This is a genomic window from Pontixanthobacter luteolus, from assembly GCF_947494915.1.
Lineage (GTDB): Bacteria > Pseudomonadota > Alphaproteobacteria > Sphingomonadales > Sphingomonadaceae > Pontixanthobacter > Pontixanthobacter luteolus.
The window spans coordinates 1,317,298-1,343,002 of sequence record NZ_CANLWR010000001.1; the positions used below are offsets into that span (position 1 = coordinate 1,317,298).

23 protein-coding genes, 1 tRNA gene, 1 other RNA gene and 1 pseudogene are annotated in these 25,705 nt (G+C 60.2%); 8 read left to right on the forward strand and 18 right to left on the reverse strand.

The genetic code is table 11. The annotated features are described in order from the left end of the window. Window positions 1-26: 26 nt before the first annotated feature. The gene (locus PO778_RS06365; RefSeq protein WP_271438964.1) at window positions 27-920 is read left to right on the forward strand and encodes a hypothetical protein; all 894 of its coding nucleotides are present in this window, start codon (window positions 27-29) and stop codon (window positions 918-920) included. A 95-nt stretch (window positions 921-1,015) separates the two neighbouring features. Here PO778_RS06365 and PO778_RS06370 read toward each other — a convergent pair whose 3' ends face one another. From PO778_RS06370 to PO778_RS06415, 10 genes are all read right to left on the reverse strand, one after another. Beyond that, window positions 1,016-1,288 (reverse strand): HU family DNA-binding protein, encoded by a 273-nt coding sequence (locus PO778_RS06370; protein ID WP_160730109.1) that lies wholly within the window; start codon window positions 1,286-1,288, stop codon window positions 1,016-1,018. Between the two features lie 244 nt (window positions 1,289-1,532). Beyond that, entirely contained in the window at window positions 1,533-3,926 is a 2,394-nt protein-coding gene (lon, locus tag PO778_RS06375; RefSeq protein WP_160730111.1) for an endopeptidase La, read from the reverse strand. 299 nt (window positions 3,927-4,225) lie between these two features. After that, window positions 4,226-4,891 carry a hypothetical protein gene (locus PO778_RS06380; RefSeq protein ID WP_271438965.1) on the reverse strand — a complete coding sequence of 222 codons (666 nt, stop codon included), beginning with the start codon at window positions 4,889-4,891 and terminating at the stop codon, window positions 4,226-4,228. A 100-nt stretch (window positions 4,892-4,991) separates the two neighbouring features. After that, window positions 4,992-5,786 (reverse strand): class II aldolase/adducin family protein, encoded by a 795-nt coding sequence (locus PO778_RS06385; protein WP_235903617.1) that lies wholly within the window; start codon window positions 5,784-5,786, stop codon window positions 4,992-4,994. Between the two features lie 49 nt (window positions 5,787-5,835). Continuing rightward, a complete protein-coding gene (locus tag PO778_RS06390; RefSeq protein ID WP_271438966.1) occupies window positions 5,836-6,177 on the reverse strand; it encodes a YbaB/EbfC family nucleoid-associated protein in 342 nt (113 codons plus the stop codon). Window positions 6,178-6,195: 18 nt separating this feature from the next. Beyond that, window positions 6,196-8,007, reverse strand: coding sequence for a DNA polymerase III subunit gamma/tau (locus PO778_RS06395; protein ID WP_271438967.1), 1,812 nt, complete (start codon window positions 8,005-8,007; stop codon window positions 6,196-6,198). 61 nt (window positions 8,008-8,068) lie between these two features. After that, window positions 8,069-8,163: signal recognition particle sRNA small type (gene ffs / locus PO778_RS06400), an RNA gene on the reverse strand. Window positions 8,164-8,235: 72 nt separating this feature from the next. Next, window positions 8,236-8,514: an ETC complex I subunit gene (locus tag PO778_RS06405; protein ID WP_271438968.1), complete on the reverse strand. Its 279-nt coding sequence runs from the start codon at window positions 8,512-8,514 to the stop codon at window positions 8,236-8,238. Window positions 8,515-8,529: 15 nt separating this feature from the next. Then, entirely contained in the window at window positions 8,530-10,962 is a 2,433-nt protein-coding gene (gene hrpB / locus PO778_RS06410; RefSeq protein WP_271438969.1) for an ATP-dependent helicase HrpB, read from the reverse strand. After that, window positions 10,959-11,969 carry a polyprenyl synthetase family protein gene (locus PO778_RS06415; protein WP_160730117.1) on the reverse strand — a complete coding sequence of 337 codons (1,011 nt, stop codon included), beginning with the start codon at window positions 11,967-11,969 and terminating at the stop codon, window positions 10,959-10,961. Before PO778_RS06415 ends, hrpB begins: the two co-directional genes overlap by 4 nt. A gap of 89 nt (window positions 11,970-12,058) precedes the next feature. On the opposite strand from PO778_RS06415, the gene PO778_RS06420 reads away from it, so the two are divergent. After that, window positions 12,059-12,367: a chorismate mutase gene (locus PO778_RS06420; RefSeq protein ID WP_160730118.1), complete on the forward strand. Its 309-nt coding sequence runs from the start codon at window positions 12,059-12,061 to the stop codon at window positions 12,365-12,367. A 6-nt stretch (window positions 12,368-12,373) separates the two neighbouring features. On the opposite strand, the gene PO778_RS06425 is transcribed toward PO778_RS06420, so the two are convergent. The 4 genes from PO778_RS06425 to PO778_RS06440 all read right to left on the reverse strand — a co-directional run bounded on the left by PO778_RS06425 (window position 12,374) and on the right by PO778_RS06440 (window position 15,700). Further along, window positions 12,374-13,783 (reverse strand): sensor histidine kinase, encoded by a 1,410-nt coding sequence (locus tag PO778_RS06425; RefSeq protein WP_438944379.1) that lies wholly within the window; start codon window positions 13,781-13,783, stop codon window positions 12,374-12,376. Window position 13,784: 1 nt separating this feature from the next. Next, complete coding sequence (locus PO778_RS06430) at window positions 13,785-14,465, reverse strand: response regulator transcription factor (RefSeq protein ID WP_160730120.1); 681 nt, start codon at window positions 14,463-14,465, stop codon at window positions 13,785-13,787. Between the two features lie 124 nt (window positions 14,466-14,589). Continuing rightward, window positions 14,590-14,895: a PepSY domain-containing protein gene (locus PO778_RS06435; RefSeq protein WP_271438970.1), complete on the reverse strand. Its 306-nt coding sequence runs from the start codon at window positions 14,893-14,895 to the stop codon at window positions 14,590-14,592. 91 nt (window positions 14,896-14,986) lie between these two features. Beyond that, window positions 14,987-15,700, reverse strand: a complete 714-nt coding sequence (locus PO778_RS06440) for an SIMPL domain-containing protein (RefSeq protein WP_271438971.1) — start codon at window positions 15,698-15,700, stop codon at window positions 14,987-14,989. Between the two features lie 141 nt (window positions 15,701-15,841). Between PO778_RS06440 and PO778_RS06445 the strand changes: the two genes are divergently transcribed. The 3 genes from PO778_RS06445 to PO778_RS06455 are packed head-to-tail and all read left to right on the forward strand — an operon-like array spanning window position 15,842 to window position 20,107. After that, entirely contained in the window at window positions 15,842-17,413 is a 1,572-nt protein-coding gene (locus PO778_RS06445; protein ID WP_271438972.1) for an amidohydrolase family protein, read from the forward strand. Window positions 17,414-17,465: 52 nt separating this feature from the next. Then, window positions 17,466-19,292, forward strand: a complete 1,827-nt coding sequence (locus PO778_RS06450; protein ID WP_271438973.1) for an ABC-F family ATP-binding cassette domain-containing protein — start codon at window positions 17,466-17,468, stop codon at window positions 19,290-19,292. Between the two features lie 56 nt (window positions 19,293-19,348). Beyond that, window positions 19,349-20,107, forward strand: a complete 759-nt coding sequence (locus PO778_RS06455) for a leucine-rich repeat domain-containing protein (protein ID WP_271438974.1) — start codon at window positions 19,349-19,351, stop codon at window positions 20,105-20,107. On the opposite strand, the pseudogene PO778_RS06460 reads toward PO778_RS06455, so the two are convergent. Beyond that, window positions 20,092-20,583 (reverse strand): annotated as a pseudogene (locus PO778_RS06460) (DUF6456 domain-containing protein). The gene PO778_RS06455 and the pseudogene PO778_RS06460 sit on opposite strands and share 16 nt — an antisense overlap. 95 nt (window positions 20,584-20,678) lie before the next feature. On the opposite strand from PO778_RS06460, the gene PO778_RS06465 reads away from it, so the two are divergent. Continuing rightward, complete coding sequence (locus PO778_RS06465; RefSeq protein ID WP_271438975.1) at window positions 20,679-21,251, forward strand: helix-turn-helix domain-containing protein; 573 nt, start codon at window positions 20,679-20,681, stop codon at window positions 21,249-21,251. Further along, on the forward strand, window positions 21,248-22,459 hold the full coding sequence (locus tag PO778_RS06470; RefSeq protein ID WP_271438976.1) for a glycosyltransferase: 1,212 nt from the start codon (window positions 21,248-21,250) through the stop codon (window positions 22,457-22,459). The genes PO778_RS06465 and PO778_RS06470 overlap by 4 nt, the downstream gene beginning before the upstream one ends. Here the strand turns inward: PO778_RS06470 and secF are convergent, their stop codons facing one another. Genes secF through yajC form a run of 3 tightly spaced genes read right to left on the reverse strand, consistent with a single transcriptional unit; the run spans window position 22,460 to window position 25,412 of the window. After that, a complete protein-coding gene (secF, locus tag PO778_RS06475; RefSeq protein WP_271438977.1) occupies window positions 22,460-23,440 on the reverse strand; it encodes a protein translocase subunit SecF in 981 nt (326 codons plus the stop codon). Between the two features lie 14 nt (window positions 23,441-23,454). Further along, a complete protein-coding gene (gene secD, locus PO778_RS06480; RefSeq protein ID WP_271438978.1) occupies window positions 23,455-25,053 on the reverse strand; it encodes a protein translocase subunit SecD in 1,599 nt (532 codons plus the stop codon). A 38-nt stretch (window positions 25,054-25,091) separates the two neighbouring features. Next, window positions 25,092-25,412, reverse strand: coding sequence for a preprotein translocase subunit YajC (gene yajC, locus PO778_RS06485; protein WP_160730130.1), 321 nt, complete (start codon window positions 25,410-25,412; stop codon window positions 25,092-25,094). Between the two features lie 206 nt (window positions 25,413-25,618). On the opposite strand from yajC, the gene PO778_RS06490 reads away from it, so the two are divergent. Further along, window positions 25,619-25,695, forward strand: a tRNA-Pro gene (locus tag PO778_RS06490). Window positions 25,696-25,705: the final 10 nt, after the last annotated feature.

Genomic DNA, 25,705 nt, shown 5'->3' on the forward strand with positions numbered 1-25,705 from the left:
CAGCACATGATCAGGGGGAATTTTTCATGTCTCAGTCCACGCCAAGTAAACGCAACGGCGCCGTGAGCCTGCTGCTCGCACTCTCGATGATGCTGACAGGGTGTTTTGTCACGCCCGGCCAGTTCGATTCCACCCTGACGCTGAACCGGGACGAAAGCTTCAGCTTCTCCTATGAGGGCGAGATATTCTTTCTGGGGCTGAGCCAGCTCGCGATGATGGGCAGCAATAGCGAAGAGACTTTCGAGGCAGATGGCTGCTTCGACGAGGATACGTATGAAGACCGCGAGTGCACCGCCGCCGAGATAGCCGAGCAGGAAGCCGAATGGCAGGCCGGAGCAGAGGAGCGGCGCTTGAAGAGAGAGCAGGAAGCCAAGCAGATGGCCCAGATGATGGGCGGCATCGATCCTACTGATCCCGAGGCCGGTAACGAGCTGGCCCAGAAGCTGGCACGGCAACGCGGGTGGGAATCGGTCGAATATGCCGGCGATGGGCTGTTCAACGTGCGCTACGCAGTTAGCGGGCGCCTGACCCACGACCTGACATTCCCGGTTTTGGAAGGCGTGCCTGTGCCCTCCCCCTTCGTCCAGGTCATCCTGCGCGATGAAGGCAAGGTCCGCGTCAACGCGCCGGGCTTCGCAGCATCGGAAGGTAACAATCCGATGAGCGGCCTTATGATGGGTGGCATGGCAGGCGGAATGGCGGCTGCGATGTCAGAGGGCGCTAACGCCGAAGAAAGCGGCGGCGCAATGCCGGGGGTTCCGATGATGGACGGGACATTCCGGATTATCACCAATGGGAGTATTCTGGCGAACAACACCGATGAAGGCCCGGTAGGCGGCGTCTCTGCCCAGACACTGACATGGAACGTGTCGCTCAAGACAGCGGCTGCACCGACAGCTTTGATCCATCTGGCCCAATAAAGGCGGCCACCCAGCCCCCATGTACCAGGTACAAATAAACAGGGCCCCGCCAGCAATACGCTGACGGGGCCCTGTTCGCATCGTTTATCGCAGTATTAGTTCACAGCATCCTTGAGGCCTTTGCCGGCCTTGAATTTCGGCTGGTTGGAAGCCTTGATCGGCATGGGTTCGCCGGTCCGCGGATTGCGGCCCATCGAAGCCTTGCGCTTTGCAACTGCAAAAGTGCCGAAGCCGACAAGACGGACTTCGTCGCCCTTGGAAAGTGCTGTGACGATCGAATCGAAAACCCCTTCAACCGCACTTGCCGCGTCGCTTTTGGAAAGGCCGCTGGCGTCGGCTACTGCGCTGATCAGATCGTTTTTGTTCATTCTTGAACCCCCACTGGATTATGCTTTTAGCGGGACATCGGAATCGCCGCCGCGAAGCGCGAGATTGAAGGGATTTTTGCAGCACCTGTCAAAGGCAAATCCGGTCAAAGACGGCCCAAACCAAGCATAATCAAAGATTTTGCGATGAATCGAAACGGCCCGGGCAAATAAAGCGGGCGCCGCACTGAAAGTCGGCGCCCCGCTTTTTTCCGAGTCGCTGCAATGCAGCATTGCCATGGATGACCTAATGCGCGGTCGGCGAAGGCGCTCCGCCTGCTCCCGCTCCGCCGGGCTGGCTCGCGAGATCGTCAGCTTCTGTCCATTCGATTGCCGCCGGCATCGACGTCAGCGCCACTTCGAGCACCTGATCGACATGCGCCACCGGAATAATCTCCAGCCCGGTTTTCACATTGTCCGGAATCTCGGCTAGATCCTTCACATTGTCTTCCGGGATCAGGACGGTCTTGATGCCGCCGCGCAAGGCAGCGAGCAGTTTTTCCTTCAGCCCCCCGATCGCGAGCACACGGCCACGCAGAGTAACCTCGCCGGTCATCGCGACATCGGGCCGAACAGCGACACCGCTGAGCGTCGAGACGATGGACGTAACCATACCGACACCTGCACTCGGCCCGTCCTTCGGAACCGCACCTTCGGGAAGGTGGATGTGGATGTTCTTGCGCTGGAAGATACTCGGCTTGATCCCGTAAGCGGGCGCCCTCGCCTTCACAAAGCTGAAGGCAGCGGCGACGCTTTCATTCATCACTTCGCCCAGCTTGCCGGTGGTCTTGATCTCACCCTTGCCAGGTGTCGTAACGCTTTCGATGGTCAGCAGCTCTCCGCCGACTTCGGTCCAGGCAAGCCCGGTCACCGCGCCGACTTGCGCCTCGTCATCCGACATGCCGTGCTTGAACTTGCGCACCCCTGCGAATTCGCCGAGGTTTTCCGGCGTGATAACCACACCGGTGACCTCTTTTTCGAGGATCTTGCGCAGTGTCTTGCGCGCCAGGCGGGCAATTTCACGTTCCAGCGTACGCACACCGGCTTCACGCGTGTAATAGCGGATCAGATCGCGCAGACCGTCTTCGGTCAGCTCGAATTCGCCTTCCGTCAGGCCGTGCTGTTCAATCTGCTTGGCGATCAGGTGACGCTGAGCGATCTCGACCTTCTCGTCTTCGGTGTAACCTTCGAGCCGGATGATCTCCATCCGGTCGAGCAGCGGCTGCGGCAGGTTCAGACTGTTCGCGGTGGTCACGAACATGATGTCCGACAGGTCGATATCCAGCTCCAGATAGTGATCCTGGAACTTGCTGTTCTGTTCGGGGTCGAGAACCTCGAGCAAGGCCGACGCCGGATCGCCGCGGAAATCCTGACCCAGCTTGTCGATCTCATCCAGCAGGAACAACGGGTTACTGGTCCCGGCCTTTTTCAAATTGGTCACGATCTTGCCCGGCAGCGAACCGATATAGGTCCGGCGGTGACCGCGGATTTCCGCTTCGTCGCGCACGCCGCCCAGCGACTGGCGCACGAATTCGCGGCCCGTCGCCTTGGCGATGCTCTTGCCGAGCGAGGTCTTACCCACACCGGGAGGGCCGACGAGGCACAGGATCGGCCCCTTCAGCTTGTTCGTGCGCGCCTGCACCGCGAGATATTCGATGATCCGGTCCTTGACCTTCTCCAGCGCATAGTGATCCGCATCGAGGACTTCCTGAGCCTTCGAAATGTCTTTCTTGATCTTGCTCTTCTTGCCCCATGGCAGCCCGAGCAGCACGTCGAGATAATTGCGGATGACAGTCGCCTCCGCGCTCATCGGCTGCATGCCTTTGAGCTTCTTCAGTTCCGACTGCGCCTTGGCCTTGGCTTCCTTCGACAGTTTGAGCTTTTCGATCTTTTCAGTGAGCTCGGCAATTTCATCGCCATCCTCACCGTCGCCGCCCAGCTCGCTCTGGATCGCCTTCATCTGTTCGTTGAGGTAATATTCGCGCTGGGTCTTTTCCATCTGACGTTTCACCCGCCCGCGAATCTTGCGCTCCACCTGCAGCACCGACAGTTCGCCTTCCATGAAGGACATGACCATTTCCAGCCGTTTAAGCGGGTCGGCTTCGGTCAGCAGCGCCTGCTTATCGGCAACCTTGGTGTTGATTGCAGCGGCAATCGCATCGGCCAGCGCACCGGCATCGTCGATATCGCCCAGATCGTCGCTGGCATCTTCGCCAAGCTTCTTGTTCAGCTTGGCATATTCGCCGAACTGTTCGGTCACAGACCGCATCATCGCGGTGACTTCGGTGCCCGCCGCAGTTTCCGGTTCCAGCAATTCGACTTCGGCCTGAATATGCTCGCCCTCGGCGCGCAGCTCCGCCAGTTTGGCGCGGCCCGTCCCTTCGACCAGCACGCGAACGGTGCCATCGGGCAGTTTCAGCAATTGCAGCACCTGCGCCACCACGCCGATATCGTAAAGATCGTCGGTTTGCGGATCATCACAGCCGGGGTCCAGCTGGGCGAGCAGGAAAATGTCCTTGTTGCCTTCCATCGCCACTTCGAGCGCGGCAACAGATTTGTCGCGTCCAACGAAAAGCGGGACAACCATGCCAGGAAACACGACGATGTCGCGCAGGGGGAGAAGGGGAAATGTCTGTGTCATGCAAAGCATATGGGAACCCCTGCGCGCGGCTGCAACGGTGATGTTGGGCCAGCCATGGCAATTCTCGCCAAATCACCTGCGGCCCTCGGCAAATCCTACAGCTTGGAACACATGGAACACGGTTCTGGACGGGAAAAGATCTGGGCCACACGGGCCAGGTTAAAATGCCGGGTGCCGGGTGACCAAGCTGAGCCATCTGGCGCTGAGGCTATGTTAGCGGCGGCGGCGTTTGTAGGAAATCAGGTATGTCACGTTGTCGCGCGAAAGCGACGGAGCGCTAAGAAGTTTTGCGAATGCCGCTAGAAAATCGCTGGGCGATGCAATTTTACGGTCAAATGATGGGGAGACGCAAAGTCGATCTCGACATCGCTCATACTGTCGATCTTGATCCGAACACGTTGGCTATAAGAATTGATATAAACCGGTGTTTTTTCGCTAAGCCTTGAGCGTAGGGCCTCAAGATCTGAACACGCGTCAAGGAACAGCTCCTCCTCAGCAACGCAACGGTAAGGAGTGGTTTCCTCACCGTTCAAGAAGGCGTGATAACGATCAAGCCCCCAAGCCACTCGCTCAGAATCAGCGCCCGCCTGATCCGATATTTGTATGTAGCCTTCGGTGGGGCATTCACCTGAGGGGTCCGTCAAGGCGATCTGGCTTTGGCTATGCACTCCCTTCTTCCTGTCGACCCACCAAACCTTCGTCTCGTTTGTATTTCCAGTCGGTGTTAGCCTGACCAGCCATTGTGTGCGGCGGCATGAAGCTCCTTGGCGTACCGCCTGCTCGTTAAGGACGATCGCGGTGAGAGGCCGGAAGATTTGGGAATGCCGAAGCTCCTGGCTAACAATTGGCTGGGAAGCCCGCTCTTCGAGTATTAATTCTCCGAGTTCTTCGGTCGGAACCGCAGAAGGCTCTGGAATTGCAATGAGAATGGCAGAGAGAATAGCGGAAGAAATAACAGCGTCCATGAAGGACACTTTTGATCAGTAGCAATGTTCTGTCAACGACGTTGCCGACTTGTCAGTCATCGCCCGCTTCCCATCCAAAAACCCCCGCCCCCGGTCTCCGCTAGTCGCGGAAACTCGGGTCGATACGGTCCAGCTTGCGCAGCAATGCCGGCCAAGCCAGTCCGTTGGCGACCATGCCGATACCCGCAGGCGACGTTTGCGTTTGCACTTTTTCCGGTGTGCCCTGCGGCGGATTGTTGAGGTTTTCGCGGCCCGCAGACAGCATTTTCACCTGCGCATCGCAGGCGCGCTCGATGAAATAGAGCCGCAGGAAACACTCGCCCACCGTCCGTCCGATCGCCAGCGTGCCGTGATTGCGCAGGATCATGGCGTGCTTGTCGCCCATATCCTCAACCAGTCGCTCGCGTTCCTCAAGGTCGGTCGCGATGCCTTCATACTCGTGATAGGCAATGTCGTGGCGTGCGATCATGCCGGTTTGCGTGTGCGGCATCAGCCCGTCAGCCATCGCGCTGACAGCCTGACCGGCCGGTGTGTGCAAGTGCATGACCGAATGCGCGTCTTCACAATTCATGTGCAGCGCGGAATGAATGGTGAAACCGGCCGGATTTACCGGGTGCGAAGTCGGGATAACCGGCTGACCTTCGACGTCAATTTTCACCAGCGATGACGCGGTGATTTCCTCGAACATCATGTCGTAAGGATTGATCAGGAAATGATGCTCCGGACCCGGCACGCGCGCGGACAGATGCGTGAAGATCAGATCATCCCAGCCGTAGAGCGCAACAAGGCGGTAGGCAGCGGCAAGATCGACGCGAACGGCCCATTCTTCTTCCGAAACCTGGCCGCGTACATCTGCGTCTGACCCGGTGCCATTGTCGTTCATTACGGTTGCCATTGCGCTCTCTCCTTCAGTCTCTTTCCGCCACTGATAGCACGGAAATAGCTTATCCCATACCGGGAAGATTGAAGCCCGGGGGAAGGCCCATACCGCCCTGAATTTTCTTCATTTCCTCTTCCGAAACCCGGTCGGCCTTGCCGCGTGCATCGTTGAACGCCGCCGCGACCAGGTCTTCGACCATCTGTTTCTCTTCGGGCTTCATCAGGCTTTCATCGATGGTCACGCCCATGATACGGCCCTTGGCGCTGGCGCGGACTTTCACAAGACCGCCGCCTGCCTCGCCCTGAACCTCGATCGCATCGAGCTTGGCCTGCACATCGTTCATTTGCGTCTGGATCGTTTCGGCGGCCTTTTGCGCGGCCTGAATCATTTCTTCCATCGATTTCATCGGGTGTTCCTCAAACGGTTAGCGGCCCCAGGCCTTGCGGCTCTGCGGCGCGGAATTGTCTTCTTCGACCATCTCCGCATCGGGGAAGACGGCCATCGTGGCTTCTACAAGGGGATGTTTCTTCAATCGTTCAAGGGCAGATCGCTGAGCCGCTTCGTCCTGTTCGACGAGCGACATTTCACCGCCCTCATCGCATTCCTCGACGGTCCAGCGGTCGCCCGTCGCGCCCATCAACGCGTCGCGCAGTTGCGCGCTGATATCATCCTTGAACTGTTCGGGACGCGAAAAGCGAAGTGTCTGACTTTCCAGCGAGACGACGCGGACCTGCAAACGCATGATGCTCGACGCCAGGTGGTTGCCGTTCTGCTCCACCTGATTGACCAGTTCTTTCCAGTTCGCACTGGCGGCAGGTGCGGCAGGTGCCCCGCCTTCGCCGCCCGCCGGCGCAGAAGCGATCCCGGTTGTGGCCAGATGCTCCAGCTTTTTCGCCAGCTTGCCCGGATCGGGCAGATCGGCGGCGTGCAGCGCGCGCAGCAGCGCCATCTGCGCGGAAATCAGCGGATCGGGTGCCTGGCGCACTTCCTCGTGCCCCTTCAGCAGCAATTGCCACAGGCGGTGCAGCTGGCCGGGAGACAATTTGCCGGCCCACTCCTTCAGCGCCGCGCGTTCCTCGCTGGTCGGCGCATCGGGTTCGCCGCCGCCAACCTGCGCCACCGTGATCCGGTGGACCAGATCCATCAGGCCGCGCAGCAAAGCCAGCGGTTCGACACCCAGCGCATATTGATCCGCCATTGCCGCCAGCAGCCCCTTGCCGTCGCCAGCCAGAAGCAGGCCGAGCATCCGGCGCTGAGCGGTCTTGTCGGACAGGCCCAGCATATCGCGCACCCGTTCGGCGGTAACCTTGCCCTCGCCGCCAAGGTCGGCATGGGCGATTGCCTGATCCAGGATCGACAGGCCGTCGCGCACAGACCCTTCTGCGGCGGCGGCAATCATGTGCAGCGCCTCGTCCTCGGCCTCGACATTTTCCAGGCCGCAAATCTTGCCGAAATGCTCCTGCAGCATTTCCGAGGGGATGCGCCGCAGGTCGAAACGCTGCGTCCGGCTGAGCACCGTTACCGGCAGCTTGTCGACCTCGGTGGTGGCGAACAGAAACTTCACATGCGCAGGCGGTTCTTCAAGTGTCTTGAGCAAGGCATTGAAAGCATTGCGCGAAAGCATGTGAACTTCGTCGATGATGTAAATCTTGTAGCGCGCCGAAACCGCTGCATAGCGCACTGCCTCGATAATCTCGCGTACGTCATCCACCCCGGTATGCGATGCGGCGTCCATTTCGATCACGTCGATATGGCGGCCCTCGGCAATGGCCGTACAGGGTTCGCACACACCGCACGGGTCGATCGTCGGCCCGCCCTGCCCGTCCGGCCCGATGCAGTTGAGAGCTTTCGCAATCAGGCGCGCGGTGGAGGTCTTACCGACCCCGCGAACACCGGTCATCAGGAATGCGTGCGCCAGCCGGTCCCGCTCAATCGCGTTAGCCAGCGTGCGAACCATCGGTTCCTGCCCGATCAGTTCACTGAATGTCTGCGGACGATATTTGCGCGCGAGAACCCGGTAAGGCTGGTTGGCCTGTGCGGGAGCAGCAGCCGGGGCCGGAGCTGGTTTCGGCTCTACCGCTTGCGGTGCGGGCTCAGCCGGTTTTTCCGGTTCAGCGGGCGCATCGCCAAACATCGAATTCTGTCCCGCCGCCTCAAGCTCTGCGGCAGACGGCGTGTTATCCTGTTCGCCCATATCCCAAGGCGGAGAATCTGTGTTGTCCGGTGAATCACCCATGCATGACTTGGTAGGCGCAGCAGCCGCGCTTGTCATGTTCCTGCATGCAGTAATTGTGTGTGAAAAAGGAGCCGAGCGACCCGTCGCAACACGCCTGGGCTGCTTCCTTCCGGACCTGACCCGGTGAGCGAACGCAAACGTCCACCCGACTCCCGGGCGGCCATATGGTGATGTTGCAGGGGTTTGTCCAGTAGCGTTGCGCCGCCGGAACCGATTTACCGGTAAGGTTTAGCGGAAATTATCCGCATATGCCTGAAGCTTGAGCGATTTGGGCGGAGTGGCATGAACCCGCGCGGCGACGCCATGCTTCTCGGCATACGCCTTGGCCGCTTCCTTGCTCTCGAACTTGAGCTGCACCTGCGCCTGCGTGTCGCCGCTGCCGGTCCAGCCCATCAGGGGGTCGGCAGTGCGCGCCTCGGATTGCTCGAATTCGAGCACCCAGGTGTCAATTTTCGCCTTGCCCGATTGCATCGCGCTCTTCGGAATCTGGTAAATACGTGCAGCCATGGCCGCCCCCTTAAATCAGCTTTCGCCGCGTGAAAAGGCGTTCTTGGTTTTCAGGCTCGGCTTTTCTGTCCACGGCTGGTCGGGCCAGCGGTGCCTGGGATAGCGGCCCTTCATGTCCTTCGCCACATCTTGCCAGCTTCCGCGCCAGAATCCGGGAAGGTCGCGGGTCGTCTGGATCGGACGCCCCGCCGGGCTGGTCAAGCTGAACTGAAGCGGCGTTTTGCCGATCATCGGGTGGCTATCCAGCCCGAACAGGGCCTGCACACGCAGTTCGACCGACGGTGCCCCCTCGCCTGAATAGTCGATCGGGTGGCTTGATCCAGCGGGGCTGGTAAACTGCCGCGGGGCGACTTTATCGAGCGACTGGCGCGCATTCCAATCCAGCTGACCGAGGATAGCCTCGGTAACCTGCCCCTTCGCCACATCGAGATTGCGCTTGCCGGTCAGCAGCGGGGCCAGCCACAATTCTGCATTGTCGGAAAGCCGCTGGAGTGACAGATCATCGACGCCGGCGAAGCGCGCTCTGGCGAGAAGTTCTGGCGGGACTAAATCGCCGAGGTTTTCGCGCGCTTTCTCCAGCAGCAATGTCAGGACCGCGTCCATGTCCGGGGCCGGATCCGGCCCGCTGGCCATGGTGATCGCGCCCAGCGCACGTTCAAGGCGCGCCTCTACCCTGCCGGCCTGTTCATTCCACGCAAGCGTAGATCGCTGCTCGATCATGTCAGCGAGATACTGATCGACTTCTTCGGGCAGCAAGGGCGCAGCAGCGGTGATCCGCGCGCCTTTTGCCTGACCCTGCGCATCGCCGACAACCAGCCATTCCTCCCGCGACAGAGGCGAAGCAGGGTCGAGGAAATAGCCGCGCCCACCGGCTGAGATCCAGTTTTCGCCCGACGCGCCGCGCCGTTTGGCGATATTGTCGCGCATCGCAAATGCCAGCGCGGCGGACGGGCTTGGCGCTTCGGTACCGTCGGCACTGACAAGCCCCTTCGCCGTTTTCGCCCAGCGATGTGCGAGCTTGCGAGACGCCTCTGCCCGGCCCGATCTGTCGGCATTCCAGCGCGAAAGACGCTGCAACAGGTCTTCGCTGCGCCCGCCTAATCCGCGTTCCTGCAGCAGAAGCGCGATTTTCGCCGCATCTTCAGCGCACCCGAATCGCGCCCCGAACAAGACCGCCGCACCTTGTGCCGGCGACATTGGCAGGGCGGCAATCTTTGCGCCCCAGTCAGTAATCGCGCCGCGTTCGTCCAGCGCACCCAGCTTTTGCAGCCGGTCACGGGCAGACGCGATCGACGCGGCTGGCGGAGTATCGAGCCAGGGCAGCGACAATGGATCAGATGTGCCCCACCGGGCCAGCGACAGCAGCAACGGAGCAAGGTCAGCAGTCTCGATTTCCGGCGGATCGAACCGCGGGCGGCCCGCATGGCCGCCTTCCAGCCACATCCTGTAGGCAGTGCCCGGCCCCTGACGCGCTGCACGGCCCGCGCGCTGATCCGCAGCCGCCTGGCTCGCCCGCACGGTAACCAGATGCGAGGTTCCCGCAGCCCGGTCGAATTCGGCACGCCGCGACAGGCCGCTGTCTACAACCACGGATACACCGTCGAGCGTCAGCGATGTTTCCGCAATCGCGGTGGCCAGCACGATCCGGCGGCGGCCATCACGGTCGCGCTTGATTGCGGCCCTTTGGCTGGCCGGGTCGACTTGCCCGTGCAGCGGCAGGATCGGTGTGCCCGGCAGTTTTTCCGCCATCCGTTCGCGAACCCGCTCGATCTCGCGCACTCCGGGGAGGAACACGAGCACATCGCCCTCCTCTGCCTTCCAAGCGGTCATCACAGCCGCTGTCACGGCATCTTCGATGCGCAGTTCCGCGCGCGAGCCGAGCCATTTGATCGCGAGCGGATAGGCCTTGCCCTGGCTTTCGATAACCGCTGCATCATCGCCCAGCAGGCGGGCGAACCGTTCGCCGTCAATCGTGGCGGACATAACGCAGATGCGCAGATCATCGCGCAGCACGGCGCGGCTTTCCAGCGCGAGTGCCAGCCCCAGATCGCTGTCGAGGTGGCGTTCGTGTGCTTCGTCGAACAGCACCGCGCTGACCCTGGAAAGTTCGGCATCCTCGACGATGCGGTTCACGAAAATCGCTTCCGTCATCACCAGAATTCGTGTGCGCGGTGACTGCTTGCTGTCGAGGCGGGTCAGATAGCCAACCGTTTCACCTGCCCTTTCGCCCAGCAGTTCCGCCATTCTTTCGGCAGCAGCGCGGGCGGCAACGCGGCGCGGACTGAGCAGGATTACTTGCCCGGTGCACCAATCCTGATCGAGCAGCGCGGGCGCAACGGCAGTGGTCTTACCCGCACCCGGCGGGGCAATCAGAACAGCGGCGCCGTCACTCCCCAGCGCGCCAAGGAGTTCCGGCAATACCGAATGGATTGGCAGTTGTTCGCTCAATATCCCCGGGCGACCGCGAAATGCGCGGCTTCTGCCATCGCTGCGCGCGCCTTGCTATCGGGGAAGATGGATATCGCATCCACCGCACGGCTGGCAAAATGGCGGGCGCGTTCGCGTGTGTCTTCCACTGCGTTGTATTTGTCGATCAGCGAAATCGCTTCCTGCAACGCGGCATCGTCTGCCTTGATGCCGGAAATCGCATTCTTCCAAAACTTGCGCTCGCTTTCGGTGCCGCGTGAATAGGCGAGGATGACTGGCAACGTCATTTTCCCTTCACGGAAATCGTCGCCCTGATCCTTGCCCATTTCGGCTGCATCGGAATCGTAATCGATCGCATCATCGACCAGCTGGAACGCGACGCCAAGATTGCGTCCGTAATCATCCAGCGCGCGTTCCTGCGCATCGTCACATTCCCCGACGACTGCTGCGATGCGACTGGCGGCGGCAAACAGGGCCGCAGTTTTTGCACCAATAATCCCGAGATAGCGTTCTTCGCTGGTTTCGATCTGGCGCTGGGCGGTCAACTGATCGACTTCGCCCTCTGCAATGATCGCGCTGGCACCGGACAGAATTTTGAGCACTTTCAGGCTGCCGTCTTCGGTCATCAATTCGAACGAGCGGCTGAACAGGAAGTCGCCGACCAGCACTGTCGCCGGGTTGCCGTAGATGATGTTGGCCGCCGCCTTGCCCCGGCGAAGGTCGCTGCCGTCCACCACATCGTCGTGCAGCAGGGTCGCGGTGTGGATGAATTCCACCGCCGCTGCGAGCTTGTAGTGCCGGTCGCCGGTGTATCCCACCAGTTCAGCCCCGGCGAGCGTCAGCATCGGGCGCAGCCGCTTGCCGCCGCCTGAAATCAGGTGGCCAGCCAGGGCCGGGATCAATGGGATCTCACTCTGCATCCGGTCGAGAATCACGGAATTCACCGCGTTCATGCCGTTGGCTGTGAGTGCCAGCATCGGATCGAGCGTGGGCTTTTTGCGCGGGATCGGAACGACTTCAGCGGTCATAGTGCGAAGTCACATGGCGGCGCGGCGAAGTTATGGCAAGTACGAACGGGCGTAGAATCGTTGCAAATTGCGTGATAGGCCGTTGCGTAATGAGCAACCTGACCGACACGCCCGAACCCGATCCGCAGCTTGCAGCCTTCCGCCGCAGCATCGACAATATCGATGCCGCGCTGATCCATATGCTGGCAGAACGGTTCCGTATCACACAGGCGGTTGGTGAATATAAGGCGCGGGTTACCCTGCCCCCGGCAGACCCGCAGCGCGAAGCGCGCCAGATCGCCCGGCTGCGCAACCTTGCCGAAGAGGCGCATCTGGACCCCGAATTTTCGGAGAAATTCCTGCGTTTCATCATCGACGAGGTGATCCGCCACCATGAACAGGCGCGCGAAGAACGCTAGACCGGCCTAAATCGCGCGCGGCAGGGTCAGCTTGACCAGCAGGCCGCCCAGATCTTCGCTCTCGCCAAGTTCAACCGTACCGCCGTAAATCTCCGCCACGTCGCGAACGATGGCCAGACCCAGCCCGGTGCCCGGTTTTCCGGTGTCCAGACGCGCGCCTCGGTCGAATATTCGGGTGCGTTCCTGCTCGGGTATCCCCATCCCGTCATCTTCAACCCAGATCACGCAATCCTTCGCATCGGGTTCTGCATCCACCGTCACGAACACGCTGCCGCCGCCATATTTGGCTGCGTTCTCGATCAGATTGCCGAGTATTTCGTCCAGGTCCTGTCGCTCGATCGCGACCTCAACCTTGTTGCCCGCAAGGTCGAACCGGGTGGTTTCATACAGTCTGGTAACGGCGCGCAACACCGATTCCGCGCTCGGCCATACAGCCGCGCGGCTTAGGCCGGCAGCGCGGCGGCCAATCGCCCTCGCGCGGGCAAGGTGGTGTTCGACCTGACGCTGCATAGTCCGCGTTTCGCGGTGGACCAGCTTTGACAGGTCGGGGTCCTTCGCTGTCGCCGCGTTGATCAGAACTGTCAGCGGCGTCTTCAGCGCATGGGCGAGATTGCCGGCATGCATCCGCGCCTCGTCGGCCTGTTTTTCGGAATGGTCGAGCAGCATGTTCAGTTCTTCAACCAGCGGCTGAACCTCCAAGGGCAGCGGGTCGGTCACGCGGTTGGTGCCGGTTGTTCTGATCCGCTGGATCGCCATCCGTATCCGGCGCAGCGGACGCAGCCCGTAATAGCTTTGCAAGGCGGCCATGATGAACAGGCCCAGGCCAAGTACCGCAAATGACCAGATCAGGATCGAACGGATGCGGGCAAGCTGATTGTCCAGTTCACCGCGCGCAGATGCAACGGCGAAAGTCCACCGGGTGTCGCTGTCGGGCAGGATGACCGTACGCTCGACAACACGGAGCGGCTCTGCACCGAATTGATCGCTGTCATAGAAATGCACATCGTTGTCGATGTGGTCGGCGCGCAGGTCCAGTGTCCGGTCCCATAGACTGCGCGAAGGCCACGGTTCGTGCCCTTCTCCGCTGATTTGCCAGTACAGGCCGCTATTGGGTTCGAGGAAGCGCTGATCGCCCAGCGCGCGGTAAAACAGCACTTCGCCGTCCGGGCCGATCTCGCCGGAGGCGACCATTGCAGTCAGCATATATTCCAGCTGTTCGTCGAAATTGTCCTCGACAAGATCGGTAAGCGCGCGGTCGAGCGCAAATCCGCCCGCCAGCAAAAGCACGAGAATCCAGCCCGCCGCGATCACCATCATGCGCCGAGCCAGGCTGCCGGTGTGCGCGGCCTTTTCCGCTTCGTCGCTGGATGCGGGAACGCGCCCTTCGGCGACCAGATCGGCCTCGGGCGCGTTCATTTTAGGAAGCTCGCGGTGCTTCGTCAGGATCATCCAGGCTATAGCCAAGCCCGCGAATGGTGGTGATCACTTCCGCGCCCAGTTTTTTCCGGATACGGGTGACGAACACTTCGATCGTATTGGAATCGCGGTCGAAATCCTGATCGTAAATGTGTTCGATCAATTCCGTGCGGCTAACCACCTTACCCTTGTGGTGCATGAGATAGCTGAGGAGTTTGTATTCCTGAGCCGTCAATTTCACCGGTTCACCGCCGCGCGTTACCCGGCCCGACCGGGTGTCGAGGCGAATTTGGCCAGCGGTCAATTCCGATGAGGTGTTGCCCGAAGCACGGCGGATCAGCGCCCGCAAGCGCGCGATCAGTTCTTCTGTCTGGAACGGTTTTGCCAGGTAATCATCGGCACCGGCATCGAGCCCGGCGACCTTGTCAGACCAGCTGTCGCGCGCAGTAAGGACCAGCACGGGGAAGCCCCGGCCTTCCTTGCGCCACATACCGAGAACAGTAAGCCCGTCGATTTCCGGCAGGCCAAGGTCGAGAATTACGGCATCGTAATCCTCTGTACTACCGAGAAAATGTCCGTCTTCACCATCGGTCGAAAGATCGACCGCATAGCCGTTCTGTTCCAGCGTTGATTTAAGCTGCTGGCCGAGTGTTGGTTCATCCTCGACAATCAGAATGCGCATGCTGCCTCTTTCCCCTGATAATGCCCGTCACCGGGTTCGATAGCTAAGTGGTCTTTTGTCGCAAACGCGTCAACACGTCAGCGGTTTCGTTCCGGCTATCAATTGTGGACCTTTCGCCCTTCGCTCAGCGAGTGCGGCTAAGGACGCGGCCGGTGCGGGCATCGACGTCGACGAACATCACCTTGCCGTTGCGAATGAACTTCAGGCGGTATGCCATGGCCGTGGAATCGTATGCCGGACCGAGATATTCTGCGCCGCGCATCGTCGGCAGCACACGCCGCTCGATCTCTCTCAGCGACAAAACGTTGCCCGCCCTCATCTCCTTGCGCGCTTCCCCCTGATCGGAACGCGATTGTGCCGCCAAAGGCGCAAAGCCCATGCCGGACGCAATCAGGGAAGCTGCAAGGATCGGGGTCAGGATCTTTTTCATCGTGCCTATGTGCCTAGCCGTATTCCATTGAACAAGGTCTGAATGTGAACGTTGCCGTGTGTTCAGCGAAGCCGGTACCGCCCGCCCGGGTTTATTGCACCATCTCGTATTTAACGGTGACGGTGACACCCGAACTGACCATGCCCGGCTGGACCGGCGTGGATGCCGCCGATTCCTGCACCGCTTCCATCGTACGCATCATCGGCTGCGGCGCGTTATACTGGATCGCCTCGCTGACCTCCAGCAAGCGGATATCGGAATACCCGGCCCACCCGGCATATTCCATCGCCTGATCGCGGGCGGTTTCCATGGCAGCCTTGCGGGCCTGCGCTTTCGCGGCGGTATCATCATCGATTGAGAAACTTGGCCCGTTAATGTCGGTCGCCCCCGCGGCAACAAGAGCATCGAGTACCCGGCCCGTCGCATCGATATCGCGCAGCGTCACGCGCACCTGGTTGGATGCAACATACCCGCGAAAAACCTGTTTCTGGTTGGTCCGATCATAATCATATCGCGCGTTGAGGTTGATGCCGGTCGTCTGGATATCATCTTCATCGACACCAAGCGCCTTGATCTTCGCGATGACGCCCGACATCGCATCGGCATTGGTCCGCATTGCCTGCACGGCGGTTGCCGCCTCGCTCGAAACCCCTGCCCCGATTGTCGCAATGTCGGGCGCCTGCCTGACCGATTCAGAAATCGTCAATTCGACGACCGGACCAGAGGACTGGATCTGAACTTCTGCAGCGGAGAGCGGCGCGGATACAGCAGCAATGGCGGCGAGCGGGATGGCTTTGCGGATCATAAAGAAAACTCCTTTGTTGGCGCCTTCCTGCATGGCCGACGCTTGCCCGGCGCTGAACCGCAATCGCTTCACAGCGTGCCTGCCAACGTCTAGGCCTTGTGCACAATCAATGGGGGCTACCTGACAATGTTCCGACATCTCATGATATTTGCAGCCGGCTTGCTCGCTGTCAGCGCCTCTGCCCAATCGCGGATGGAACCGGTACCCGAACGGCAATCCAGCGAAGGTGCCGGACCGTTCCAGACGCTGATTATCAAGGGCGCCACCATGATCGACGGAACCGGCGCCCCGCCAGAGGGTCCGGTGGACATCGTGGTTCGCGGCAACACCATCGCGTCGATCAATCGCGGCGGATCACCGCAAAGCGTTTACGCCGGCGCCGATCAGATTGTTGACGCCGGCGGAATGTACGTCCTGCCGGGCTTCGTCGATGTGCACGGCCATAATGGCGACCCGACAAAGGCTCCGCAGCCGTCCTACGGTTTCAAATTGTGGCTTGCGCATGGCGTTACCTCGGTCCGCGGTGTCGGATTCGGCGGCGGACAGCAGGATCCCTCGCTCGACCAGAAACGCCGCAGCGCCGCCAACACGATCGTTGCCCCCCGCCTTTTCGCATATGCCGTTCCCGGCGATGTCTGGGCCAGCGGCGCGGCCGACAGCCCGGCAAAGGGCCGCGAATGGACGCGCTGGATCGCCGCTCGCGGGTATGACGGGATCAAGTTTTTCAACAGCGAAGACCCGGCGGTTCTTGAGGCGATACTGGACGAAGCGCAGAAGCAGGGTCTCGGCTCCGTCGCGCATCTGGGGCAGCGCGGGGTTGCTCAGGTCAACGCGCGAAAGGCGACCGAACTGGGCCTTGACGGAGTGACCCATTATTACGGCCATTTCGAGAGCCTGCTGGGTGACAGCTCGGCCCCGCAATACCCGGCAGATTACAACTACCTTGATGAACAGGCGCGTTTTGCGTGGGTTGCGCGGCTCGCCGATCAGGCAGTCGAACCGGGCAGTGAAAAATGGGACGAGTATATCGACCATCTGATCGACAATGATGTCACGCTGAGCCCGACCTTCAACATCTATTCCGCCAGCCGCGACGTGATGCGCGCCCGCAACCTGGAATGGCACGCCAAATACACGCTGCCTTCGCTGATGGATTTCTATTCCCCCAGCCTGACCAATCACGGCAGTTATTATCACGACTGGACCAGCGAAGACGAGACCGCGTGGCGTAATTTCTACCGCAAATGGTTCGATCTGACCCGCGATTTCAAGAACCGCGGCGGGCGTGTGACGGCCGGTTCCGATCCCGGTTACATCTATCAGACATGGGGTTTCGCCTACATCGCTGAACTGGAAATGCTGCGCGAGGCCGGACTGACCCCGCTGGAGGTAATCCAGGCCGCGACAATCAACGGCGCGCAAGAGATATACAAATCGAAGGGGACACAGCCGCCATTCGGATCGATCAAGGTCGGCAAACTGGCCGATCTGGTAATCGTGCCGGAAAACCCGCTGGCGAACCTCAAAGTGCTTTATGGCACCGGACACACCCGCCTCAACCGCACGACCAACCGGCTGGAAACAATTGGCGGCGTGCGGTGGACGGTGAAGGACGGCATTGTCTACGACGCACACAAGCTCCTCGCCGATGTTGCCGCCATGGTCGAAGCACAGAAAGCCGCTGACAGCAGCGAGGCGATTTCGCAGCAATAGCCGCAGGTTGCCGCTTGCCGCATGCGTAAGGAGCGCCTACCTGCCGCCACCTATGGCGCAACCACCTATCCTCAGCCTAGAAGGCATCGGCCTGCAACAGGGCGGCCGCTGGCTGTTCGGCGGTCCGGAATCCGACGGGCTGGACCTGCATATCGGCCCGCGAGACCGGCTGGCCCTGATCGGCCGAAACGGCGCAGGCAAGACCACGCTTTTCCGCCTGATTAACGACCAGATCGAGGCTGATCGCGGTAATCGGAAGGTGAAGCCCGGCACCCGGATCGTGGTGCTGGAGCAGGAGCCGGATTACACGCCATACGAAACACTCATGGACTTCGCGCTCGACGGTGAGCACCCACCTGCCGAGCATGAGGTCGAGGCGATTGCTGGCCAGCTCGGTATCGACATGGCCACCCCGACCAAGGGTGCCAGTGGCGGTGAAAAGCGGCGGGCCGCAATTGCCCGCGCGCTGGCGCAGGACCCGGACCTGTTGCTGATGGACGAGCCGACCAACCATCTCGATCTCGCCGCGATCGACTGGCTGGAGGCTTGGCTGGACCGTTACAAAGGCGCGTTTGTGGTTATCAGCCACGACCGGACCTTCCTCAAACGGCTGACCCGTGCGACCATCTGGCTCGACCGCGGTATCCTGCGTCGTAAGGATGTCGGCTTCGGCGGATACGATGCGTGGGAAGAACAGGTCTATGCCGAGGAAGCGCGCGCCGCCGAGAGGCTGGATGCGAAGCTCAAGCTGGAGGCGCATTGGCTGGAGCGCGGCGTAACCGCGCGGCGCAAGCGCAATCAGGGTCGTCTCGAAAAACTGTGGCAAATGCGTGCCCAGCGCGCGGCGATGATCAATCCGACTGGATCGGCCAAGCTGGGCCTTTCCGTCGATGAGGAGAACAAATCCAAGTCCGTCATCGTGGCGGACAAGGTTTATAAAAGCTTCGGCACCGGCGAAAACGAGCGCAAGATCATCCGTGATTTCTCGCTCCGCATCCAGCGGGGCGACCGGATCGGTATCGTCGGCTCTAACGGGGCTGGCAAGACGACCCTTCTCAAACTGCTGACCGGCGAAATGGAGCCGGATGAAGGCAGCGTCACTGTCGCAAAATCGCTGACCGGGGTGATGATCGATCAGCAGCGCGCTTTGCTCACCCCTGACAAGACGGTGCGCGATGTGCTGGCCGAAGGCGGCGACTGGATCGACGTGCGCGGCATTCGCAAGCACGTGCAGGGTTACCTCAAGGAATTCCTGTTCGATCCCGGCCTGGTGGATACGAAAGTCGGCACGATGTCGGGCGGGGAACGCTCGCGGTTGCTGCTGGCGCGCGAATTCGCCCGCAAATCAAACCTGCTGGTGCTCGACGAGCCGACCAACGACCTTGATCTGGAAACGCTCGACCTGCTGCAGGAAGTGATTGCCGACTACGAAGGCACCGTCCTGATCGTCAGCCATGACCGCGATTTTCTAGACAAGACAGTCACCTTGACGCTCGGCCTCGACGGGAGCGGCTTTGTCGACATCGTCGCGGGCGGCTACGAAGACTGGGAAAAGAAGCGCACCGAAAGAAACAAGGCCGCCAAGAGCAAACCGGCCAAGGAATCCGGTACACCGCCCCCGCCACCTGCGCCCCAATCCGCGTCCAAGAGCACCAAGCTGAGCTACAAGGATCAACGCGACTACGAATTGCTCCCCGAACGGATCGAGAAGCTGGAGGCTGCGATCCAGCGCGGCGAGGAAATCCTATCGGATCCAGCGCTTTACACATCCGATCCACAAAGGTTTGCGGACATTACCAAGGGTCTTGAAAACGCCCGTGCGGAAAAGGATGCAGCCGAGGAACGCTGGCTGGAAATTGCCGAAATGGTCGAGGGATGAAAAGCAAAACGGCCTGACTATATTGCCCGCTTGCACAGGGTTAGGAGTCAGGCCGCTTGTCCATCGAATTTCGCAAGCTCAGGCATGATATGCGGCCGAGCCTCATGGTCGGCCCACCGCGAGATTCAGCCGCAGAAATCCGCGCCGATCTCGACTATGCGGAGCTGCGACGAACGCGCAATTCGCACCAGGGTTTGGCGCAGCATCAACATCTGAGGGAACTCGCCGTCGCCGGTTGCAACCAGGCGGTGATGGAAGAAATTGGCGAACTGACCCAGCTAGAAAAGCTGGAGCTGCGCTGGCCAATGCGCGGCACAGAAAGTCTGGAGCCGCTGAAGAACCTGAAAGATTTGACCTATCTCAAGATCGACAGCCCCGGCGCCAAGGTCACCGATTTCACCCCGATCCTGGACCTGCCAAAGCTGGAAGTCCTGATGATCACCAATGCCAAACACCTGTTCGATATTGAATGGATGAAACCGATGAAAAACCGGCTGAGGATTCTGGGGCTTGAAGGGGCGATAGATACCGACCAGCGGATTGCCTCGCTCGAACCGCTCCGGGAATTTGCGATTGAGACGTTTCTTTGCATTTCGATGACCCTGAAGAGCCGCGATATCACGCCGCTGGAAACCTGCCCCAATCTCAAATTCATCGACGGCGCGGTGATCGCGCCCTGGGCCCAATATCACGCGCTTGAACAAGCCCGCCCAATTATCGTGTGCGGCTGGTTCGACCCGAAAAACTGGATGCCCAGTGGCGCGGCGGCCCGCCCAAGGAATTGCTCGGCTAACCAGCCTCAGCCAATCCGGTAAAAATGTGCGACCCGGTCCAGTGCCAGCTTCAACACCAGTTTTCCGCTCCGTGCGGGCCAGCCCAGCGCTTTTTCCGTTTCAGGCAGCGCGTCACCGCCGCATACGACCCGCCACAATATGTCGGACAACCCGCTGCCCGCCTCCGCCAGTGCCGCGACGAACCGGGCCTTTGCGGCGATTTGCCGTTCCGTGGGGGAAAGTCCGTCGCCGCTGCCCTGCCCGCTGATCCGCACCGGATCCCAGCGCATGGTTACGCTGGCCGACAATTGGGCGCGCTCGTAATCGGCCCTCAGCCGCTCGCCCGCATCAAACAGGCGGTCGTCAAGATGCCCGCGCGAATGCAGCCACTACAGCGGCGTTTCGGCGAGATTCACCGTCTCGCTTCTGCTTCTCGCCCTCACCCGCCTTGCAGCGTTGCCCTTTCCCTGCTTCGGCCCTTCGCTGGTCAATTCCCGTTCGACAAGTTCACGCTGCATCAGACACTCCATTGATCCATTTCGAATCGCGGCTTGCCAAATTTGAACATCTGTAGGAAAGAAGAAACCAAATTGGTTCGCGCAGGAGTTTCACAATGATCAATCGAATTCGCGACTTGCGCAAGGCAAAGGGCTGGACACTGGCCGATCTGGCAGAAGCCTGCGATCCGCCGACCACTGCGCAAACGGTTGGCCGCCTGGAAACGGGAATGCGCAACCTTTCGATCAAGTGGATGGACCGCATTGGCCGCGCGCTCGACATTGACCCGCAATCGCTGGTTCGGTCGGAAGACAAGCCCGCCCCCAGCGTCGTCGCAATACTGGGCGAACATGGCCCCGAACCGCTCGCGAAGGCTGCAGATGCAGTTCTGCCGACAGAGCTGCTTGGCGATGCGCCGCTGATGGCGCTTTCGATCAGCGCAAGCACCGGGGAATACCGTTCCGGCGACCAGCTATGGATGCGGCAATTGGCGCCAGAAGATGCGGGCAAGGCAATCAACCGCGATGTGCTGGTGCCGCGCAAAGGCGGGCGGTTTTATTTCGGCCGGCTGATCGACCGGCAGGGGACGCTTGTAGGCATCCTGCCGCCGGGTCTCGGGCAGAAACAGCAAGTGGTCGATGATCCGCCTTGGATTGCCGTCGCGGAAATGCTGGTGCGGCCACTATGACTGGCGATAAGCCTCTGAAACGCCGTCTCCTTTCCCTGTCGACGTTGTACCCCAATGCCCACACCCCGCGCTTCGGCACGTTCGTCGCCCGGTCGCTGGAGGCGCTGGCTGATCGCGGCGATTGGGATGTAACGGTGATCAATCCGATTGGCGTACCGCCCATCGCATTCGGCAAGTACAAGGCGCTGGCTGCAGCGGCGACGGACGGGATTGAGCATGGCGTGTCAGTCTACAGACCGACATTCACCCTGATTCCCAGCGTTGGTGCGCGCATCAATGCCAGCGTGATCGCAAAGAAGGTTTTGCCTCTGGCGCGACGTCTGCACGAGGAAAATCCCTTCGATCTGGTCGACGCGCAATTCTTTTATCCCGATGGCCCTGCGGCAGTCTGGATTGCCAACGAATTGGGCCTGCCAAGTTCGATAAAGGCACGCGGTTCCGATATCACGTATTGGGGCGGGAAATCTTTTGCGCTGGAACAGATGCTTGATGCGGCAGAGCGCGCGACCGGGCTGCTCGCTGTTTCGGAAAAACTGGCCAACGACATGGCATCCATCGGGATGGCCCGCGACAAGATCGCAATAAACTATACCGGCCTCGACCGGGATCGTTTTCGCCCGCTAGAATATAGCGGCCTTCGTGCCCACCTGGGCAAAACACTCGGGATCGATCTGCCTGAGAACAAGCCGCTATTGGTGTCCGTCGGCGCGCTGATCGAACGCAAGGGCCAAGACCTGGCGATCGGCGCGCTGGCGAGCCTGCCAGAGGCGCAGTTGTTGCTGGTCGGCACCGGGTCAGACGAGAAACACCTGCGCGGCCTCGCTGCCGATATGCGGGTCGAAGACCGGGTGCATTTTCTCGGTTCGGTCGATCACGACCTGTTGCCGGTTATCCTGTCAGCAGCCGATGCCATGGTTCTGCCATCCGCCAGAGAGGGCCTCGCCAATGCGTGGGTCGAAGCGCTTGCCTGCGGAACACCCATAATCATCGCAGACGCAGGCGGCGCGCGTGAACTGGTGACGTCTGCCGACGCAGGACTGATCGTGGAACGCACGCTGGAGGCGGTGAGCGCAGGCATTGCCCACGTTCTTGCCAATCCCCGCCCGAAGGAAGTCGTGGCAGCAACGGCCAGCCGGTTCAGTTGGGCCAGCAACGCCGCCTCGCTTGCGCAGTATTACGAGGGGCTGATTGCCCCCCGCAAAGACTGATCACCCCTCGCCGCGGGCGAGTTTGTCCTGTTTGTCTGCCACCGTCTCTTCCGGAACAAAGCTGTCGGAATTGACACCGAGCCAGATCAGGATCGGCGCGGCCATGTAAACAGAGCTGTACGTACCAACGAACAGACCCAGGGTGATTGCCGCAATCATGCCGAACAGACTTGCCGGGCCATAGATCAGCAACGGAACAAGCGCGACGAGCAGCGTCAACGATGTCATCACTGTACGTGCCAGCGTTTCGTTCACCGACAGGTCGAGCAATTCAGGCACCGGCATCTTGCGGAATTTCTTCAGGTTTTCCCTAATCCGGTCATACACGACGATGGTATCATTCAGCGAGTAACCGATGATGGCCAGAATTGCGGCGATGATCTGCAAGCTGAATTCGAGCTGGAACAGAGCGAACATGCCCAGTGTCAGCGAAACGTCGTGGAACAGTGCAAACAGCGCGCCCACGCCGAACTGCCATTCGAAACGTATCCAGATGTACATCGCGACGGCGATCATGGCGGCAACCAGCGCCAGAACCGCATCATTGCGGAATTCGCCGGACACTTTGCCCGATACGGAGTCGACACCGTCGATCCGCACATCGGGGTGCTTTTCCTTCATCGCATTGGTGATCGAAACGGTCATGGCGTCGGCAAAGCCCGGATCGCCTTCTGCCTCGGCAGGCAGTTTCACGCGGATGGACACCTGGTTCGGTTCGCCAAAACGCTGGATTACCGGGTCTTCAACCGTGGGAAGCGCGCTGACGGTGTCGCGTAGTTCGGCCACCGGTGCGGTCTCCTCACCCACAAAAGTAGCGCGAATTTCCTGACCGCCTGCAAAGTCGACGCCGTAGTTCAGTCCATTGGTGAACACCAGAAACCAGCTCGCAATAACCAGCAGGACGCTGATCACATAGAACGGGACCCTCAGCTTGAGGAATTTGACGTTAGTGTTGTCAGGGACAATCTTGAGAAGTCGCATGATCCTAAAGCCCCTTAAATCGTGATGTCTTTGGGCCGCGATTTACGCAGCCAGCCGGCGACCCACAGACGGGTCAGAGTTACGGCGGTGAAGACACTGGTGAACAAGCCGACGATAAGCACGACCGCGAAGCCGCGGATCGGGCCGGAGCCGAACAGGAAGAGCAGCACGCCAGCAATGAAGTTGGTGACGTTCGCGTCGTAAATCGCGCGGCTTGCTTCCTTGTAACCGTTTTCAACCGCAGCGATGACCCGCCGCCCGCGTTTGCGTTCTTCGCGTATGCGTTCGTTGATCAGCACGTTTGCGTCGACAGCGGCACCGATCGTCAGCACGAAGCCCGCGATACCCGGCAATGTCAGCGTGGAATTGGCGATAGCCATGATCCCAAGCAGCATCATCACGTTGAATACCAACGCGATGGTCGCATAAACACCGAAGCGGCCATAGCTTGCCACCATCAGAGCGATAACCGCGATGGAGCCGATCAGCATGGCGATCATGCCGCGCTTGATCGAGTCCGCACCCAGGTCCGGCCCGACAGTGCGTTCCTCGACTACTGCGAGATCAACAGGCAGCGCGCCCGATTTCAGCGAAATTGCAAGCTGTGCGGTTTCGTCGGCGGTGAAATTGCCTGAAATCTGCGCCCGTCCGCCCAGAATCGGTTCGTTGATGTTGGGTGCCGAGAGCACTTTGCCATCGAGAATAATCGCGAATGGCTTGTTGACGTTCTGCTGGGTCAACGTGGCAAACTTCGCGCCGCCTTCGGGGTTGAACGTGATGTCCACCACCGGGGCATTGGTGTTCGGGTCGCGCGATGCATTGGCATCGGTCAGATTGTCGCCCTTGATCCCGCCCAGACGGCGAACGGCAAGGCCAGTGCCTTCTTGCGGTGTGCCTTCGGCAAATGGGAAAATCTGGCTTCCCGGAGGGGCAATGCCTTGCGCCACGTCGGATGGCAGCGCGTTCTGGTCGACCAGTTTGAATTCAAGCCGAGCAGTCTTGCCCAGCTGTTCTTTCAGTTCGTCCGGATCTTGCAAACCGGGAACCTGCACCACGATGCGTGTGTCACCCTGACGGATGATGGTCGGTTCGCGCGTGCCGAGGCCGTCGATACGCTTGCGGATAACTTCGATTGCGCCGTCCATCGCTTGGGACACGGCATTTTCCACGCCGTCTTCGGTCTGGGTCAGGACGAAGCGGGTTTCATCGACAACGTCGAGATTCCATTCCGTGATGATGCCCGAACCGTTTATCAGCGGCAGGATTTCCTCTCGCGCGCGATCAACATCGGCATCGCTGTCGAGGATGAAGCTGAGCTGGTCGTTCTGCGTCGACATATCCCCGAAACGGATGCGGGGTTCGGCACTGCGCAGTGCATCGCGAACACCCTCTTCCATGTTTTCAAGACGCTGCTCGGTCACCTGCTCCGGATTGGCTTCCAGCATGATGTGACTGCCACCGGCAAGGTCGAGGCCGAGATTGACTGTCGGGCTTGGCAGCACGTCAGGCCATTTCAGGCTGGTCGAACCGAGCATGGATGGAAGGGCCGCAGCTGCAAGGAGCAAAGTGAAGCCCCACAGCATGACCTTCTTCCACTGAGGATATTCGAGCATTTGGTAGTCCCGTTCTCTTGAGGATCAACGCAGCAGGTTTAGTCGTTTGCGGCCTGACCTGCGGGCGGGATGATATCCCCGATCGTGCTTTTCACCGCTTTTACGCGAACGCCCTGGGCAAGTTCCAGCTCGGCATAATCGTCGTCGACCTTGATGACCTTGGCGACCAGTCCGCCTGCGGTGACGACCTTGTCGCCTTTCTTCATCGCGGCGACTTTCTGCTGGTGTTCTTTCTGACGGCGCATTTGCGGCCGGATAATCAGGAACCAGAAGATCAGGCCCATTGCCACGAGTGGCATGAATTGGAGCCATGCGGGAGGTGCATCTGCACCGGCGGCTGCAGTAAGTAGTTCGAGCATCGATTGAGCCTGTACCTTTAGAAATTTATAGACACCGGGCTGCGTGCGATATGATGGTTGACCATACCCCCGCCTCTCCTCGGCAACAGGTGGGCGCGACTAGCAGCAATGCAAGGACAGGGCAACGCAATGCGATCAAGTGTGTTCTTGCTGCATCAGATATTGCGTTACCGTATCTGCGGCCTTATAGGCGCGCCTCCACTGATCGGGACGTGGCGCAGTCTGGTAGCGCACTATACTGGGGGTGTAGGGGTCGCTGGTTCGAATCCAGTCGTCCCGACCAGTGGAAAATC

Coding starts and splice junctions, on each gene's coding strand:
- PO778_RS06380 (WP_271438965.1), bottom strand. CDS start 4,891: ATGGACGCTGTTATTTCTTCCGCTATTCTCTCTGCCATTCTCATTGCA.
- PO778_RS06385 (WP_235903617.1), bottom strand. CDS start 5,786: ATGGCAACCGTAATGAACGACAATGGCACCGGGTCAGACGCAGATGTA.
- PO778_RS06450 (WP_271438973.1), top strand. CDS start 17,466: ATGGCGCAACCACCTATCCTCAGCCTAGAAGGCATCGGCCTGCAACAG.
- PO778_RS06405 (WP_271438968.1), bottom strand. CDS start 8,514: ATGGCTGCACGTATTTACCAGATTCCGAAGAGCGCGATGCAATCGGGC.
- PO778_RS06370 (WP_160730109.1), bottom strand. CDS start 1,288: ATGAACAAAAACGATCTGATCAGCGCAGTAGCCGACGCCAGCGGCCTT.
- PO778_RS06430 (WP_160730120.1), bottom strand. CDS start 14,465: ATGCGCATTCTGATTGTCGAGGATGAACCAACACTCGGCCAGCAGCTT.
- yajC (WP_160730130.1), bottom strand. CDS start 25,412: ATGCTCGAACTACTTACTGCAGCCGCCGGTGCAGATGCACCTCCCGCA.
- PO778_RS06395 (WP_271438967.1), bottom strand. CDS start 8,007: ATGGGTGATTCACCGGACAACACAGATTCTCCGCCTTGGGATATGGGC.
- secD (WP_271438978.1), bottom strand. CDS start 25,053: ATGCTCGAATATCCTCAGTGGAAGAAGGTCATGCTGTGGGGCTTCACT.
- PO778_RS06420 (WP_160730118.1), top strand. CDS start 12,059: ATGAGCAACCTGACCGACACGCCCGAACCCGATCCGCAGCTTGCAGCC.
- PO778_RS06465 (WP_271438975.1), top strand. CDS start 20,679: ATGATCAATCGAATTCGCGACTTGCGCAAGGCAAAGGGCTGGACACTG.
- secF (WP_271438977.1), bottom strand. CDS start 23,440: ATGCGACTTCTCAAGATTGTCCCTGACAACACTAACGTCAAATTCCTC.
- PO778_RS06445 (WP_271438972.1), top strand. CDS start 15,842: ATGATATTTGCAGCCGGCTTGCTCGCTGTCAGCGCCTCTGCCCAATCG.
- PO778_RS06425 (WP_438944379.1), bottom strand. CDS start 13,783: ATGAACGCGCCCGAGGCCGATCTGGTCGCCGAAGGGCGCGTTCCCGCA.
- PO778_RS06415 (WP_160730117.1), bottom strand. CDS start 11,969: ATGACCGCTGAAGTCGTTCCGATCCCGCGCAAAAAGCCCACGCTCGAT.
- PO778_RS06390 (WP_271438966.1), bottom strand. CDS start 6,177: ATGAAATCGATGGAAGAAATGATTCAGGCCGCGCAAAAGGCCGCCGAA.
- PO778_RS06435 (WP_271438970.1), bottom strand. CDS start 14,895: ATGAAAAAGATCCTGACCCCGATCCTTGCAGCTTCCCTGATTGCGTCC.
- PO778_RS06365 (WP_271438964.1), top strand. CDS start 27: ATGTCTCAGTCCACGCCAAGTAAACGCAACGGCGCCGTGAGCCTGCTG.
- PO778_RS06470 (WP_271438976.1), top strand. CDS start 21,248: ATGACTGGCGATAAGCCTCTGAAACGCCGTCTCCTTTCCCTGTCGACG.
- lon (WP_160730111.1), bottom strand. CDS start 3,926: ATGACACAGACATTTCCCCTTCTCCCCCTGCGCGACATCGTCGTGTTT.
- PO778_RS06440 (WP_271438971.1), bottom strand. CDS start 15,700: ATGATCCGCAAAGCCATCCCGCTCGCCGCCATTGCTGCTGTATCCGCG.